This window comes from Pseudomonas sp. 7P_10.2_Bac1 (genome assembly GCF_025465935.1).
Taxonomy (GTDB): domain Bacteria; phylum Pseudomonadota; class Gammaproteobacteria; order Pseudomonadales; family Pseudomonadaceae; genus Aquipseudomonas.
In genome coordinates this window covers 45,731-60,824 of the sequence record NZ_JANLNV010000088.1, presented here as the reverse complement: position 1 = coordinate 60,824, position 15,094 = coordinate 45,731, and the positions used below count along the sequence as shown (strand labels likewise).

Here is a 15,094-nt window from a genome sequence, read left to right as displayed (position 1 = left end):
TTCACACAAAAACCGCTTTAGCCTTCTTCCACGCTCAAACGAGCGCGATTTTACCGATCCAACCCCTCACTCAATTGGTTCCTGGGAGTTCGCAATGACAGCTCATCCTCAACAAATCACTCAGGTCGTCCTTGGCGATAAAGAGCCCTCCATCGAAGAGTTCGTGGCCGTCGCCCGTTATTCGGCCAAGGTGTCGTTTGCTGAGAGCTACAAGAACCGCGTCAATAAATCCCGTGGTCTGGTAGAGCGTTTCCTCGATGAAAACCGCTTGGTCTATGGGGTGACTACCGGGTTCGGCGATAACGTGCGGCATGTCATTTCTGCGCACAATGCCAAGGAGCTTCAAGTCAACATCGTGCGCTCCCATGCCGTCGCCGTGGGTGAGCCGCTCAAGCGCGAGCAAGTGCGGGCGATCCAGTTGATGATTCTGATCAGCCTTGGCAAAGGTTATTCGGGGGTACGCCTGGAGCTGCTGGAACTGATCGCCGGCTTGCTCAACAACGATGTCGTGCCTTTTGCGCCTGGCGAAGGCTCGGTCGGCTACCTGGCCGTCGAAGGTCACCTGGCCTTGGTTCTGCTGGGTGAAGGTAAAGCCCGGGTGAATGGCGGCGAGTGGGTCGACGGCGCCACTGCCCTGCAACAGGTCGGCCTGCAACCGACAGACCTGCAGTGCAAAGAAGGCCTTGCCATGCTCAATGGCACCACGTCGGTAACCGCCATCGCGATTCTGGCCCTGTACAACGCCATGCAGAGCGCTTCGCTGGCGGACGTCGGGGCGGCACTGTCCATGGAAGCCTTGAAAGGCACGATTAGGGCCTTCGACCCTCGCTATCATTCGATCAAGGCGCATAAAGAGCAGGCGCAAACTGCCAAAGATATCAAGGCAATGCTGCATGACAGCCAACTGATCGCTGAAAACATCGACTACCGGCTTCAGGACGCCTACAGCCTGCGCTCCATTCCTCAGGTGCATGGCGCTTCAAAAAGGTTTATTGATCACGCCCGCGAAAATATCGAAAACGAAATTCACTCCTCGGGCGACAACCCGATCATCTACCCGCTTGAGGATGGGGACGGGATTGCCATTTCAGGCGCCAACTTCGATGGCACTTACATCGGCATGTCAGCCGACTCCTTGTGCGTGGCACTGGCCAACCTGGCGAAAATTTCCGAGCGTCGTATCGATCGCATGGTCAACTCACACTTCAGTGAAATGCCCGCCTTTCTGGTACGCAACCCAGGCCTGAACAGTGGCTACATGATCCTTCAGTACACCGCGGCTGGCCTGTACGGGGAAATGAAGACACTGTCGTTCCCCTCTTCTGTCGACAGTTTCTCGACCTGCGCCAACCAGGAAGACCTGGTCAGCCTGGCTTATAACGCAGTCATCAAGGCCTATAAGGTGTCCGAAAAGCTTGAATCGGTACTGGCCATTGAGCTGCTGGTGGGTTGCCAGGCCCTGGATTTCCATGACGTGCACAAGGCCTCCAGCGTGACCAAAGCGGTATACGACCTGGTGCGCAGTCGCGTACCGGTGGCTGACCATGATCGCGCTTTCTACACAGACATCATCAGCGTCACCGAACAGGTACGCAGCGGCGAAGTTCTGGCCACCGTACAGAAAAACCTGAAGTAACTCGCCTGCTCTCAAATGAGGGCTGCCCAATGATGCGCAGCCCTCTTCGCCCACACTGGCCTTCCAGTCACACCCAGTAACGCACCACTTTAATCCACGCTGTCACCGCCAGTACCAACGTGGTGCACTTTCTGACCCAGGCACCCCCTACTGTGCTGCTCCAAAAACTCTCCGCAACAAACAAAAGACACTAGCTCATTGTTTTTAAACAGCTTTTCAAATTTATCAGCGTGATTGACTGATGAAAAAACAAGTTGGCCGATTGATTGCATATGCTTGTATGTACAAGTAAATATGTGTGCGCACGAGCCCTAATAAAGTGATCTTCATCACCTTGTTCAACGTGTACCGGGCGCTCCCTGCACAAGCACCCTTGCCCACTGCCTGGGCTGATTTGGATTGATCGCAAAGGAGTATTTTCGTGACTGACAAAAGCCAGAAAGCTACAAAGTACCGCGACGTAGTCATCCGCGCGGCCCGCGGCAATGCGTTGACCGCCAAGAGCTGGCTGACCGAAGCGCCCCTGCGCATGTTGATGAACAACCTCGACCCGCAGGTCGCCGAAAACCCGAAAGAACTGGTGGTTTACGGGGGCATCGGGCGGGCGGCGCGCAACTGGGAGTGCTACGACAAAATCGTCGAAAGCCTCACCCACCTCAATGACGACGAAACCCTGCTGGTGCAATCCGGCAAACCGGTCGGCGTTTTCAAGACCCACACCGATGCTCCTCGCGTGCTCATCGCCAACTCCAACCTGGTCCCGCACTGGGCAAGCTGGGAGCACTTCAACGAACTCGACGCCAAAGGCCTGGCCATGTACGGCCAGATGACCGCTGGCAGCTGGATCTACATCGGCAGCCAGGGCATCGTCCAGGGCACCTACGAAACCTTCGTCGAAGCCGGTCGCCAACACTACAACGATAACTTGAAAGGTCGTTGGGTCCTGACCGCCGGCCTCGGCGGCATGGGCGGCGCACAACCGCTGGCCGCGACCCTGGCGGGCGCTTGCTCGCTGAACATCGAATGCCAACAAGTCAGCATTGATTTTCGCCTGAACAGCCGTTACGTCGACGAGCAAGCCACTGACCTCGATGACGCGCTGGCCCGTATCGAGAAATACACCAAAGAAGGCAAGGCAATTTCCATCGCGCTGTTGGGGAACGCGGCTGAAATCCTCCCGGAACTGGTCAAGCGCGGCGTTCGCCCGGACATGGTCACCGACCAGACCAGCGCCCACGATCCGCTCAACGGTTACCTGCCCGCTGGCTGGACCTGGGATGAGTACCGTGCACGCGCCAAGACTGAACCCGCCGCCGTGGTCAACGCGGCCAAACAGTCAATGGCCGTCCACGTTAAAGCGATGCTCGATTTCCAGAAAATGGGCATTCCAACTTTCGACTACGGCAACAACATCCGCCAGATGGCCCAGGAAGTCGGCGTGGAAAATGCATTCGACTTCCCAGGCTTCGTACCGGCTTACATCCGCCCATTGTTCTGCCGTGGCATAGGCCCGTTCCGTTGGGCGGCGCTGTCGGGCGAGGCACAAGACATCTACAAGACCGACGCCAAGGTCAAAGAATTGATCCCGGACGACGCGCATCTGCATAACTGGCTGGACATGGCGCGCGAACGTATCAGCTTCCAGGGCTTGCCGGCCCGGATCTGCTGGGTGGGTCTGGGGCTGCGCGCCAAGCTGGGCCTGGCGTTCAACGAGATGGTACGCAGCGGGGAATTGTCAGCGCCCATCGTAATTGGCCGCGATCACCTGGACTCCGGCTCCGTGTCCAGCCCGAACCGCGAAACCGAGTCTATGCAGGATGGTTCCGATGCTGTGTCCGACTGGCCTCTGCTCAACGCGCTGCTCAACACCGCAAGCGGCGCAACCTGGGTTTCCCTGCACCACGGTGGCGGTGTCGGCATGGGCTTCTCTCAGCACTCGGGCATGGTGATTGTTTGCGACGGCACGGACGAAGCCGCCGAGCGCATCGCTCGCGTACTGCACAACGACCCGGCCACCGGCGTGATGCGCCATGCCGACGCGGGCTACCAGATCGCTATCGACTGCGCCAAGGAGCAGGGCCTGAACCTGCCCATGATCACCGGCTGACCGTATTTTGAAGTTTTGTCGTGTGTACCCACACAAAGCGGCGGGTACCGACAATGGAGATCCGGCCTGAGCCGGATCAGATCGCAACACTCATTGATTAGTCAGGGAGTATCAAGATGTCCAAGAAATCAAGCTGGTTGGGTTCTGTAGCGCTCAGTGCAATGGTTCTAGCCTGTGCTCCGGCACTGCAAGCCAAAGAGTGGACCTCGGTCAATATTGCAACAGAAGGCTCCTATGAGCCCTGGAACCTGACGCTCCCGGGTGGAAAAATCAGCGGCTTCGAGCCGGAGTTGATGGAGACCATCTGCCCGCGCATGCAGCTCAAGTGCAACATCGTCGTACAAAACTGGGACGGGATGATCGCCAGCCTCAACGCAGGTAAATTCGATGTGTTGATGGACGCAATCGTGATCAACGATGAACGCAAGAAAGTGATGGCCTTCTCCACACCCTACGCGCAGACACCTGCCAGTTTCGTTGCACTAAAAGCCGATTTGCTGCCGGGTAAAACCGGCGCTGACGCAGCCATCACCCTAGGCACCGATCAAAAGGAAGTCCGCGCAGGTGTGGAAGAGCTGCGCAAAGCACTCAAGGGCAAAACCATCGGGATCGCCTCTGGCACCATTTACACCTCATTCATTGATCAAAACTTCAAGGATGTGGCGACTGTCCGTGAATACGGCAGTTCGGCCGAAGCCATTCTCGATCTGCAGGCCGGCCGTATCGATGTCGTCTTCGATGACGTGACCTTCTTCAATTCGCTCATGGACAAGCCAGAGAACAAAGCACTGGTTTATACCGGCCCGATCATCGAGGGTCCGATCTGGGGTGAAGGCGAGGCACTGGGCTTCCGCCAGAAAGATCCCGAGCTCAAAGCCAAGTTCGACGCGGCGCTCAAGGAGGCCATGGCTGACGGCACGATCAAAAAACTCAGTGAGAAGTGGTTCAAGCAAGACCTTACCCCTAAGCAATGATCCGAATGGCCCGGCGGCGTGAAGGTTGCCGGGCTGCTTAAGCCTTTTGATATGTGGGACCCACTATGGACCTCTTGCAGCTACTCAGTTTTGGTGATTCAGGTTGGGGGATGGCGCTGCTCAAGGCAACGGGCATGACCGTGATACTGACCCTGGCAGCGCTGCTGGTGGGGGCGGTGTTTGGCAGCCTGGTCGCAGCGGCCAAACTCTCTCGCCACCGCAGTTTGCGCTGGGTGGGCAATCTGTACTCGATACTGTTCAGGGGGATTCCCGAGTTGCTGGTGATCTACCTGTTCTACTTTGGCGGAGCCAGTGTAGTAACAGCCGTTGGCCATTGGTTCGGCGCAGAAGGCTACATCGATGTGCCGCCCTTCCTGATCGGGGCATTGGCGGTCGGGCTGATTTCCGGCTCTTATCAGGCTGAAGTCTACCGGGGAGCATTTCTCGCGGTATCGCGGGGCGAACTGGAAGCCGGCCTCGCCATCGGCATGAGCCGAGCAATGCGTTTCAAACGAATTCTGGTGCCCCAAGTGCTGCGCTTTGCACTGCCTGGGTTGGGCAATGTCTGGCAGATGAGCCTAAAGGACTCCGCCCTGATCTCCGTCATAGGACTGGTGGAATTGATGCGTGCCAGCCAGGTTGCCGCAGGTTCCACACGTCAATATTTCACGTTCTACATCATCGGGGGTGCTGTGTATCTGGTTCTCACCGGCCTGTCCGGCCGGCTTTTCAACATGGCTGAAACTCGCGTGCGCCGCACGCGTCAGCGCAGCCCAGTTTAGTTCGAGTCCGGAGCCATACTTATGATCGATTTTGCGTTCCTTGCGGACACCATGCTCAAACTTCTGGGCGCACTGCCGACAACGCTGACGCTGTTTTTCAGCTCTCTGGTGATCGGCCTGACCTTGTCTGTCGGCATTGTCAGCCTGCGTGTCAGCCGCTGGTGGTTTTTCAGCTACCCGGCGCGTTTCTACATCATGTTGTTTCGCGGTACACCCCTGCTGATTCAAATGTTCCTGATTTACTACGGCCTGGGCCAGTTCCCGGCCATTCGCGACAGCTTCGCCTGGGTGGTGCTCAAGTCACCCTATGGTTGCGCCGTCGTTTCATTGGCCATGTGCACCGCCGGTTACACCGCCGAGATCATTCGCGGTGGGCTGCTTAGCGTGCCCCAAGGGCAGATCGAAGCCGGCAAGGCCATCGGCATGTCGCCTTGGGAACTGCTGCGCCGGGTCATTGCGCCGATCACACTGCGCCAGGCCCTGCCGGCCTACTCCACCGAAGCTATTTTGCTGGTCAAGTCCACTGCCCTGGCCAGCCTGGTGACTGTCTGGGACGTCACTGGCGTCGCGCAACAGATCATTCAGCGCACGTATCGCACCATGGAAGTGTTCATTTGCGCAGCCTTGATCTATTTGGTGCTGAACTTCCTGATCGTGCGGGCTGTTGCCTGGCTCGAGTATCGCCTTTCGCCGCACTTGCGTGAGCGCCCTGTTGATGTCGTCAAAAAATCCAGCGCTTCACTGCCAACCCATTCCTGATTTGATACGGAGCACGCCATGAATACTCAGCCCGCTTCAGCCTTGTCGATCACAAACATCCAGAAGTCTTTCGGCAGCGCCCATGTGCTCAAGGGCATTTCTCTGGACGCCCACAAGGGCGATGTGATCTCGATTCTCGGTGCCAGTGGCTCCGGTAAAAGCACGTTTTTGCGTTGCATCAATCTGCTGGAAACCCCTGATCAAGGCATCATCAGCGTCAATGGTGAAGTGATCGAAATGAAAAAACATGCCGACGGCCGCCAGACGCCAAGCAACAATCGGCAGGTCGAGCGCCTGCGCAGCAGCTTGGGCATGGTGTTCCAGAGCTTCAATCTGTGGTCGCACATGACCGTGCTGCAAAATGTCATTGAAGGCCCGATGCGCGTGCTCAAACGCCCCCGTGCTGAATGCATCGAGGAGGCCGAGTCCCTGCTGCACAAGGTCGGTCTGTACGATCGCCGCGACTATTACCCTGCCCACCTGTCCGGCGGCCAGCAGCAGCGTGTCGCAATCGCCCGCGCGCTGGCGATGAATCCACAAGTTATGTTGTTCGACGAACCCACTTCGGCACTAGACCCTGAACTCGTCGGGGAGGTGTTGCGGGTGATGCGCTCCCTGGCCGAAGAAGGCCGCACCATGCTGGTTGTCACACACGAAATGGGCTTTGCCCGCCACGTATCAAATCGGGTAGTGTTCATGCACGGCGGCTTGATCGACGCACAAGGGACGCCCGCCGAGCTGTTCGAAGGCTTACCGACCGAGCGATTCCGTCAGTTCGTCTCCAGCCATAACCACAGAAGCGCTGAGTAGATATTAAAACGCCCAAGGCCAGCGAGGCCTGGGCATCTACAATCTTCAAGCCCGGTATCCAGTTAATCGAAATGCAGCTGCGTTCACGAAAACAACAGCTCCAGTAACTGGATGCCAGGGATTTCCTTTGACAAGCACCGCAAATTCAGGGAGCTGCCTTTAATTGCAAAGAAGGCGGTCGAGTAGATATCGGTGTCATTGCTCAGGCGAAGAAAAAGGCTTATCCCCAGTTCACTGAGCCATCAAGCATATCGTTAGCCTGCTTTCTTTTATCCAACGGGCACGCCATCATAGCGCCGACCAAATGTTAGCCGGACTCGCTGCTCATGCCTGCGCAACACCCTCCCCCCGAGAGTTCTCTGTCGGTTACCCTGCAAATCCTGTCGATTGTTTTCTATACCTTCATTGCCTTTATCTGCATTGGTCTGCCCATTGCAGTCTTGCCGGGCTACGTCAATGACCAATTGGGTTTCAGCGCAATAGTTGCTGGCCTGACCATCGCGTCGCAATACCTGGCTACCCTGCTGACGCGACCTTCAGCCGGACGCATCGTCGACAAGCACGGCACCAAGCCGGCGGTGGTCTATGGGCTGATCGGCATCGCGGTCAGCGGCGTCCTGACTTCACTGGCCGTAATGCTGCAAGACATCTCTGTTTTGAGCCTGAGTATCTTGATAATCGGCCGGGTGTTTCTGGGGATTGCCCAAGGGCTTATTGGCGTTGGAACGATCAGTTGGGGCATAGCCCAGGTGGGCTCACAACATACCGCCCGGGCCATTGGCTGGAACGGTATAGCCTCTTATGGCGCCATTGCCCTTGGGGCGCCGCTCGGTGTGCTGATGATCGACTCCCTGGGTTTTGCCAGTCTGGGCGTGGCGCTGCTGGGCTTAGCCTTGCTGGCATTGCTGATCATCCGCAACAAGACCTCCATTCCTGTGATCGCCGGCGTGCGCTTGCCCTTTTGGTCGGTGTTCGGCCTGATCGCGCCTTACGGTCTGAGCCTGATGCTGGCTTCTATTGGCTATGGCACCCTGACCACTTTCATCACGCTGTTTTATATCGACCGCGGCTGGACAGGCGCCGCCTATTGCCTGTCGGTCTTTGGCGTGTGTTTTATCCTTGCCCGGCTGATCTTCACCAACAGCATCAACCGCTTGGGTGGGTACCGTGTCGCTATAGCCTGCATGGCCCTGGAGACTCTTGGCCTGATCCTGCTTTGGCTGGCTCCGTCGACCGTCTTCGCCCTGCTCGGCGCTGGATTGGCAGGGTTTGGCCTGTCACTGGTGTATCCGGCGCTGGGCGTTGAAGCCGTCAAACAAGTACCGAGTTCGAGTCGAGGTGCTGGCCTGGGTGCTTATGCCGTGTTTTTTGATCTGGCGCTGGCCATCGCCGGGCCGCTTATGGGAGCCATCGCCTTGAACCTGGGCTACCCCTGGATCTTCTTCTGTGCCGCCCTGCTCTGCATAGTGGGGATGCTATTGACTCTCGGGCTATCACGGCGGATCAACTAGTGGTCTGCCGTTCTCAGCATGCGGTGGGAATTGTTATTAAGGGCCTTGCTGAAAAAGCGTCCTGACTCGTAAATCAGGTCGCGATGGATGTCCTCACGATCAACCCCTTCGGCATCAGTACAGGCCCATGCCATGGTCGTCCGCTGTTCATCGGAGCAAGGTGCCATAAACACAAAGTGACCGGCGCCAGGGATCAAGTTGAATTGTGGGGCAACCGGCAACTTGCGCGCCAAGGCCTCGGCATTTTTGTCCGGGAACACGGTTTGATCGCCCTCACCGCTGTACAGCAATACCGGCACATGCACCTGCGCCAGAGTGTCGCGTCCGAACATCAAGCTCAGCGGCGCCATCAGCAGCAGCGCCCGTACCCGCGGGTCGGCGACAGGCAGCAAATCATTGCGATCAGGGATCAGCTCACCTTGCGTGGTGCACGCATCACGATCGTCTGGCCGCTCTTGGCAATAGTGCCGCAAACGATTCAAATCCGGCTCGGCGCCCGCCAGGATCAACGCCGTTTCGCCACCCGCTGAATAGCCGATAACCCCTACCTGATCGGCATCGACATAAGGCGACAAGGTGTTTTCATCGAGTACAGCGCTAATCGCTGCCGATATCTGCATAGGGCGCCCGTAAAGATTACTCAGGGTTCCCGTGCGGCTGTGATCTTTGAAGTTATCGCCAGGATGCAGCACTGCCACCACGACAAACCCTTTGCGAGCCAGCGCGGTGATCAGATCGTGCAACGCCAGCGGCGTGCCGACATTGCCGTGTGACAACACCAGTAATGGGTAATGGCCTATGGCAACTTTCGCATCTTCAGTGGCATCAATGTCATAGACGCCCATCCTGCTCCTGGCCTCCTCGTCGGTCGACGGGTAAAAGGCAATGGCGTTCATTGGCTGCCCATCCACCGGATCGAGAAAGCTGAGGCGATGAAACCCCACACTCCACTCAACTGCAGGTTCGGCGTGCACCACCACAGGGCAAGTTGCCATTATCAGGAGTAATACAGCGCATAAACGCATCATGGCGGCTTACCTTTACTAGCGCGCAACTTACTGCGGGCAATCAAAAAGGAGGGTCACCCTCTTCTCTGCATAACCCAAGCCATTGAAGCCAGATGCAAAAAACTCCGTACTCTGGCCAAGACGTTCACCAGAATACAGAGTTTGGGGGTACAAGCACTACACGGGTTTATGCGGCGCTGAACAGACCCTGACGGATGTGCTCATTCGCTTCGTTCAGGGCCTTGCCGCGAATTTCGTCGCCACGGCTCAAGCCTTCAGCGCGCACGAACTCGATATCCGTGATGCCCAAAAAGCCCAGCAGCACTTTCAAGTAGGCTTCGTGCGCGACACCGGTGGCTTGACCGGCATGGATGCCGCCTGAGGTCGAAACCACGATGACTTTCTTGCCGCCGCACAGGCCGACCGGGCCGGTTTCGGTGTAACGGAATGTCTGGCCGGCCACCGCAATGCGGTCGATCCAGGCTTTGAGCTGAGTAGGAATAGTAAAGTTGTACATCGGCGCACCGATCACCACCGCATCGGCTGCCAAAAACTGCGCCAGGGTGTCTGCACTCAATTGCGCTTCAAGCTTTTGTGCGGCATCGCGAAGTTCAGCCGGGGTACCAGCAGCCACCAGGGTTGCCGCCGAGAAATGCTCAATGCTTTCGCTGGCCAGGTCGCGGTAACTCACTTCAACACTCGGATCAGCAGCTTGCCAAGCCTTGACTACTTCACCACTCAGCTGACGCGAAACCGAGTTGTCGCCCAAGATGCTCGAATCGATATGCAAAACTTTCATGCTGATCTCCAAATAAAGACCGCCGCCAGGCGATCAAGTGAGGGTGATGCTACCGATGAAAGCAATCGACGATAAGTCAGCGAGCATGCGATAGTTCGTCCCACCTGTAGGACAGTGAGAACAGCAATGCAGGATCTTAATGATCTGTACTACTTCGCCAAAGTGGTCGAAGCCGGTGGGTTTGCCGCGGCCGGACGCCTTTTGGGGATTCCCAAATCACGTTTGTCGCGGCGAGTGGCCGAGCTTGAAGAACGCCTGGGTGCACGCCTGTTACAGCGCACTACACGCCAGTTGAAACTGACAGCGGTAGGCGAACGTTACTTGAGCCATTGCCAGGCAATGCTGCTGCAAGCAGAAATGGCCGACGAGGCGGTGGCCAGTATGTCCAGCGAACCCCGGGGGCGGCTGCGCGTATCTTGCCCGGTGGGCTTGGCCCACCAGTTCATGCCTGAAGTCGCCAGCTCTTTTCTGCGCGCCTATCCGCATGTGCAACTGGAAGTCAGTTTGCTCAACCGTCGCGTCGACTTGATCACCGAAGGCATTGATGTGGCCATGCGCGTGCGTGAACTGGGGGATGAAGACCCGCTGCTGGTAACCCGGCGACTGCGCAAGGCCGTGACGATCATGGTGGCCAGCCCCGAGTTCGCTGAACAATGGTCAATCACCACTCCGGACGACCTTAAAAATGCACCGGTGCTGGGTGCACTTGAGGCCGATCGCATGGTGCATATGCGTATGCTCGACGAGCACGGCAAACAGTGCGATCTGGTGCTGGAAGCACGCCTGGGCATTGATGACTTCAATGTGCGTAAAGCCTGCGCCCTCGAAGGCTTGGGCTTCACGATATTGCCCTTGATCTATTGCGAGCAGGAGCTTGAAAACGGCCAACTGGTGCAACTGCTGCCCAAATGGTCATTGCCCGGCGGCTGGCTGCAAGCTGTGTATCCACACCGGCGCGGTGTCATGCCTGCAGTGCGAGCCTGGATCGAGCACCTGGCTGAAACCTTCGAACGCTGTGGAGAAAAAACCCTATGACCCGTACATCCAACACCCTGACCAAAGCCCAGGTCGCCGAGTTCTGTCGCAGCCTGCCAGGCGTCAAAGAGGATGTTAAATGGGGCGGGGTCGAAGTGTTCTATGTCGATCAAAGCAAGATGTTCGCCCTGTTCAACCTCAACAGTAATGGCTTGTCATTCAAGGTCGAAAAGGAGCTGTTTTTGGGCTATGTCGATCGCCCCGGGATTCGCCCCTCGCCTTATCTGGCGCGGGCCCACTGGATCAACATGCAAGCGCCCTTCCCGATGGACGCAGAAGAACTGCAAGACCTGTTGCAACGCTCCCACCAGTTGGTGGTTGCCAAGTTGCCGAAAAAGCGCCAGATCGGCTTACTGATCTGACGCCATCGGCAGACGCTTACAGGTTCAGAAAGGTGTTTTTCAAGAACAATACGTCAACCCAGACTGCTTGATGGACGGCTACGATCAACCAGAACCAGACCTGAAAAGACACCTTGCGCGTTTTGTGGCGAAACACCTGTTGCGCCACCAACGCACCCGGCCAGCCGCCCAGCAGTTCAACCCCGTGCAGCACTTTTTCCGGGGTGCGCCAGCGGCCATGCCTGGCCTGTTGCTTGTCATACGCATACAGCACGAATGCCACCCCGCTGGCCAAGCCATAAATCAGCAAGGGGACCCGCGTAATGCCGGTGAGCAACAGGCTCAATGAGCCGCCCAGTGGCATCGCGCACAGCACCAGCCACACCAGCAACTTGAGTTGCCAGCTACGCACCGACACCGCTTGCGCTTCGGGCATCGCGCCCGTGTCGCGCCGCCCCTTGGCCGAGGGCTTCAACCTGCGGCCGACCAATCAATCCAGCCGAACTTCCAGGTCGCCAGAATCAGCATGCCGAACGCAATGCGATACCAGGCAAACGCTGCATAGCTGTGGTTGGAAATGAACTTGAGCAACGCACGTACGGCAATCATCGCGAAGATGAATGCCGTCACAAAACCGATTGCGAAGACTGGCAAATCGTCTGGCTGGAACAGCTCACGGTACTTGTAACCCGAGTACACCGCGGCACCGACCATGGTTGGCATCGCCAGGAAGAAAGAGAACTCGGTCGCCGCCTTACGCGACAAACCAAACAACAGACCGCCAATGATGGTCGAGCCCGAACGCGAAGTCCCCGGGATCATGGCCAGGCATTGCGCGAAGCCGATCTTAACCGCGTCTTTCCAGGTCATGTCGTCAACGGTTTCTGCGCGGATCACATGCTTGCGACGCTCAGCCCAGAGCATGATCACACCGCCGATAACCAGGGCCGACGCCACGGTAATCGGGTTGAACAGGTACTCGTGAATCATGTCGGCGAAGATCACCCCCAGCACCACCGCCGGCAACACCGCGATGATCAGGTTGACGGTAAAACGACGCGCGCTGGGCTGAGTCGGCAAGCCCACGACAACATCGAGGATCTTGCGGCGAAATTCCCAGACAACCGCCAAAATGGCGCCCAGCTGGATAATGATGTTGAACGCCATGGCACGTTCGCCGCCGAAGTTCAGCAAGTCCGCCACAATGATCTGGTGGCCCGTACTTGAGACCGGCAAGAATTCAGTAAGGCCCTCTACTACGCCGAGTATCAACGCCTGTGTGGCAGTCCAAAGATCCATCGTTCCCCCATTGAAGCCCAGCTTCATGCCGCGCTGATTAGTCAAAAATTAAGTGTTCGCAATCACTGCCATGCTGTGGTTGCCGGTGTTGCATGTTCACTACCGTGATGTGAAATAACTGTCAGAAATCAATAAAGATTCAGCTTTCTGAATTTCGGCCGAGATCCTATCAGACACGTTCCACTTTCGCTGCTATCACTACGAGCGATGACAACAAGAAAAATCAAGGAGTGACCGTTGTATGAATACCCTGCGCAAGTTGTCCATTAGCCAGCGTCTATGGCTGATCCTGATTGTGGCCATGGCCATGCTGCTAGCGTTGGGTTTACTGATGCTAAAACAGATTCATGACGATTTGAATGAAGGCAAGGCGCAGAAAACTCGGCATGTGGTGCAGGCTGCCAGCGGGGTTCTGGATTATTACCACGGCCTGGAAACGGCCGGAACATTGAGCCGTGAGGCCGCGCAACAACAGGCGCTGCTGGTCATCGGCAAGATGCGTTATGACCAGGATGACTACTTCTGGATCAACGACCTGCGCCCTTTTATGGTCATGCATCCCACCAATCCAAAACTCGACGGCACGGACCTGTCGACCATCAAAGACCCGGACGGCTTTGCGATCTTCAATGAGATGGTTGCTTTGGCCAAGTCCAAGGGCTCAGGGCAACTGGCCTACCGCTGGCCAAAACCCGGGGCTGACCAACCGGTGCAAAAGACTTCCTACGTTCAGTTATTCGAGCCATGGGGCTGGGTGATCGGCTCGGGGGTCTATATGGACGACCTGCAGGCCGAGTTTCAAACCCAGATCTGGAAAGCCAGTGGTGCAGGGCTGACGATTGCCCTGATCATGATCGTGCTGGTCCGACTGATTGCCCGCAGCATTGCCCGTCCGTTGAAAGAAGCCGTGCACGCAATGACCAATATCGCCAGCGGTGAAAGCGACCTGACCCGCAGCCTCGATACCCACGGCCGCGATGAGGTCACTGAACTGGCACAGCACTTCAACACCTTCACCGCCAAGCTGCGCACGGTGATCAGTCATTTGCAGTCCACCGCCAATGCGCTGGAGCAATCCTCAACGGAACTGGGTAGCAACGCAACGCAAGCGCAACAACGCAGCCAGCAGCAAGCTTTGCAAATGGATCAGGTGGCCACGGCCATCAACGAAGTCACTTATGCTGTGCAGGAAGTCGCGAAAAACGCCGAACATGCTGCTGACGAAATGCGTGGCGCCCAGACCCAGGCTGAACTGGGGCAACGCAACATTGACAGCAGCCTGCAGCAGATCGACCAGTTGTCGCTCACCATTGACCAGGCGGTCGAGGTGATTCGCACGCTGGCCACACAAAGCAGTGGCATCGGCAGCGTCCTTGAAGTGATCCGCTCCATTGCCGAGCAAACCAACTTGCTGGCGCTTAACGCCGCAATCGAGGCCGCACGGGCTGGTGAACAGGGGCGTGGCTTTGCCGTGGTCGCCGATGAAGTGCGATTGCTGGCCCAACGCACGCAAAAATCGACTGCAGAAATCCAGACCATGATCGAGGCGTTGCAGCAGCATTCCGAAGCGGCAGTGAACGTCATCGCCAGCAGCAGCCAAGCTTCGCAAGCCACCATCGAACAAGCGACTCAGGCTGGCAACAGTCTGACCACCATTGGGCAGGCGCTGAGCAATCTCAATGGCCTCAACGCCTCGATCGCCAGCGCCACCTTGCAGCAGGCGCACGTCGTGGAAGACATAAATCAGAATGTGACCCAGGCGGCCGGGCTTTCACAAAGCACCGCCCAGGCCGCAGAGCAATCGAGCGCCGCCAGCCTGCATCTCAAGGAATTGAGCGTGCAACTCAATGGGCTGTTGCGCCAGTTCAAGGTCTGATCGTGTAGTCGCTAGCGAAAATGAGGCTGTGATGGGTTGCGTACTCGCAGCCTCGTTCTCCGTCAGCAACTACAAGCACACGCCAATCAGACACTGGCCACTGCACAAACCTTCTAGACGTACCCCGCTCGCCTCATGGTAAAACTCGGACTGCAACA

The 15,094-nt window shown here is 57.2% G+C and carries 14 protein-coding genes; 10 read left to right on the top strand and 4 right to left on the bottom strand.

Annotation, left to right across the window (positions count from 1 at the left end; translation table 11 throughout):
- Window positions 1–94 precede the first annotated feature (94 nt).
- The 7 genes from hutH (at window position 95) to NTD86_RS20675 (ending at window position 8,579) form a co-directional block, all read left to right on the top strand.
- Window positions 95–1,636, top strand: coding sequence for a histidine ammonia-lyase (gene hutH, locus NTD86_RS20705; RefSeq protein WP_262205073.1), 1,542 nt, complete (start codon window positions 95–97; stop codon window positions 1,634–1,636).
- A gap of 421 nt (window positions 1,637–2,057) precedes the next feature.
- Window positions 2,058–3,743 carry a urocanate hydratase gene (hutU, locus tag NTD86_RS20700; RefSeq protein WP_262205072.1) on the top strand — a complete coding sequence of 562 codons (1,686 nt, stop codon included), beginning with the start codon at window positions 2,058–2,060 and terminating at the stop codon, window positions 3,741–3,743.
- Between the two features lie 116 nt (window positions 3,744–3,859).
- On the top strand, window positions 3,860–4,717 hold the full coding sequence (locus NTD86_RS20695; protein WP_262205070.1) for a transporter substrate-binding domain-containing protein: 858 nt from the start codon (window positions 3,860–3,862) through the stop codon (window positions 4,715–4,717).
- A gap of 65 nt (window positions 4,718–4,782) precedes the next feature.
- Window positions 4,783–5,499, top strand: a complete 717-nt coding sequence (locus NTD86_RS20690; protein WP_262205069.1) for an ABC transporter permease — start codon at window positions 4,783–4,785, stop codon at window positions 5,497–5,499.
- 21 nt (window positions 5,500–5,520) lie between these two features.
- On the top strand, window positions 5,521–6,258 hold the full coding sequence (locus tag NTD86_RS20685; RefSeq protein ID WP_262205068.1) for an ABC transporter permease: 738 nt from the start codon (window positions 5,521–5,523) through the stop codon (window positions 6,256–6,258).
- A gap of 18 nt (window positions 6,259–6,276) precedes the next feature.
- Entirely contained in the window at window positions 6,277–7,068 is a 792-nt protein-coding gene (locus tag NTD86_RS20680) for an ABC transporter ATP-binding protein (RefSeq protein WP_262205067.1), read from the top strand.
- Between the two features lie 326 nt (window positions 7,069–7,394).
- On the top strand, window positions 7,395–8,579 hold the full coding sequence (locus NTD86_RS20675) for an MFS transporter (protein ID WP_262205066.1): 1,185 nt from the start codon (window positions 7,395–7,397) through the stop codon (window positions 8,577–8,579).
- Here the strand turns inward: NTD86_RS20675 and NTD86_RS20670 are convergent.
- Window positions 8,576–9,607: an alpha/beta hydrolase family protein gene (locus tag NTD86_RS20670; RefSeq protein ID WP_262205064.1), complete on the bottom strand. Its 1,032-nt coding sequence runs from the start codon at window positions 9,605–9,607 to the stop codon at window positions 8,576–8,578. The genes NTD86_RS20675 and NTD86_RS20670 overlap by 4 nt on opposite strands.
- Before the next feature lie 166 nt (window positions 9,608–9,773).
- On the bottom strand, window positions 9,774–10,385 hold the full coding sequence (locus tag NTD86_RS20665; RefSeq protein WP_262205063.1) for an FMN-dependent NADH-azoreductase: 612 nt from the start codon (window positions 10,383–10,385) through the stop codon (window positions 9,774–9,776).
- Window positions 10,386–10,511: 126 nt separating this feature from the next.
- Between NTD86_RS20665 and NTD86_RS20660 the strand changes: the two genes are divergently transcribed.
- Entirely contained in the window at window positions 10,512–11,420 is a 909-nt protein-coding gene (locus NTD86_RS20660) for a LysR substrate-binding domain-containing protein (protein ID WP_262205061.1), read from the top strand.
- Between the two features lie 17 nt (window positions 11,421–11,437).
- Window positions 11,438–11,782 carry an MmcQ/YjbR family DNA-binding protein gene (locus NTD86_RS20655; RefSeq protein ID WP_262205215.1) on the top strand — a complete coding sequence of 115 codons (345 nt, stop codon included), beginning with the start codon at window positions 11,438–11,440 and terminating at the stop codon, window positions 11,780–11,782.
- Window positions 11,783–11,798: 16 nt separating this feature from the next.
- Here NTD86_RS20655 and NTD86_RS20650 read toward each other — a convergent pair whose 3' ends face one another.
- Both NTD86_RS20650 and NTD86_RS20645 read right to left on the bottom strand, forming a co-directional pair.
- Entirely contained in the window at window positions 11,799–12,197 is a 399-nt protein-coding gene (locus tag NTD86_RS20650; RefSeq protein ID WP_262205059.1) for a DUF1294 domain-containing protein, read from the bottom strand.
- Window positions 12,198–12,232: 35 nt separating this feature from the next.
- On the bottom strand, window positions 12,233–13,060 hold the full coding sequence (locus tag NTD86_RS20645; protein WP_262205058.1) for an undecaprenyl-diphosphate phosphatase: 828 nt from the start codon (window positions 13,058–13,060) through the stop codon (window positions 12,233–12,235).
- 241 nt (window positions 13,061–13,301) lie between these two features.
- Between NTD86_RS20645 and NTD86_RS20640 the strand changes: the two genes are divergently transcribed.
- On the top strand, window positions 13,302–14,936 hold the full coding sequence (locus tag NTD86_RS20640; protein WP_262205056.1) for a methyl-accepting chemotaxis protein: 1,635 nt from the start codon (window positions 13,302–13,304) through the stop codon (window positions 14,934–14,936).
- The last annotated feature ends 158 nt before the right edge of the window (window positions 14,937–15,094 follow it).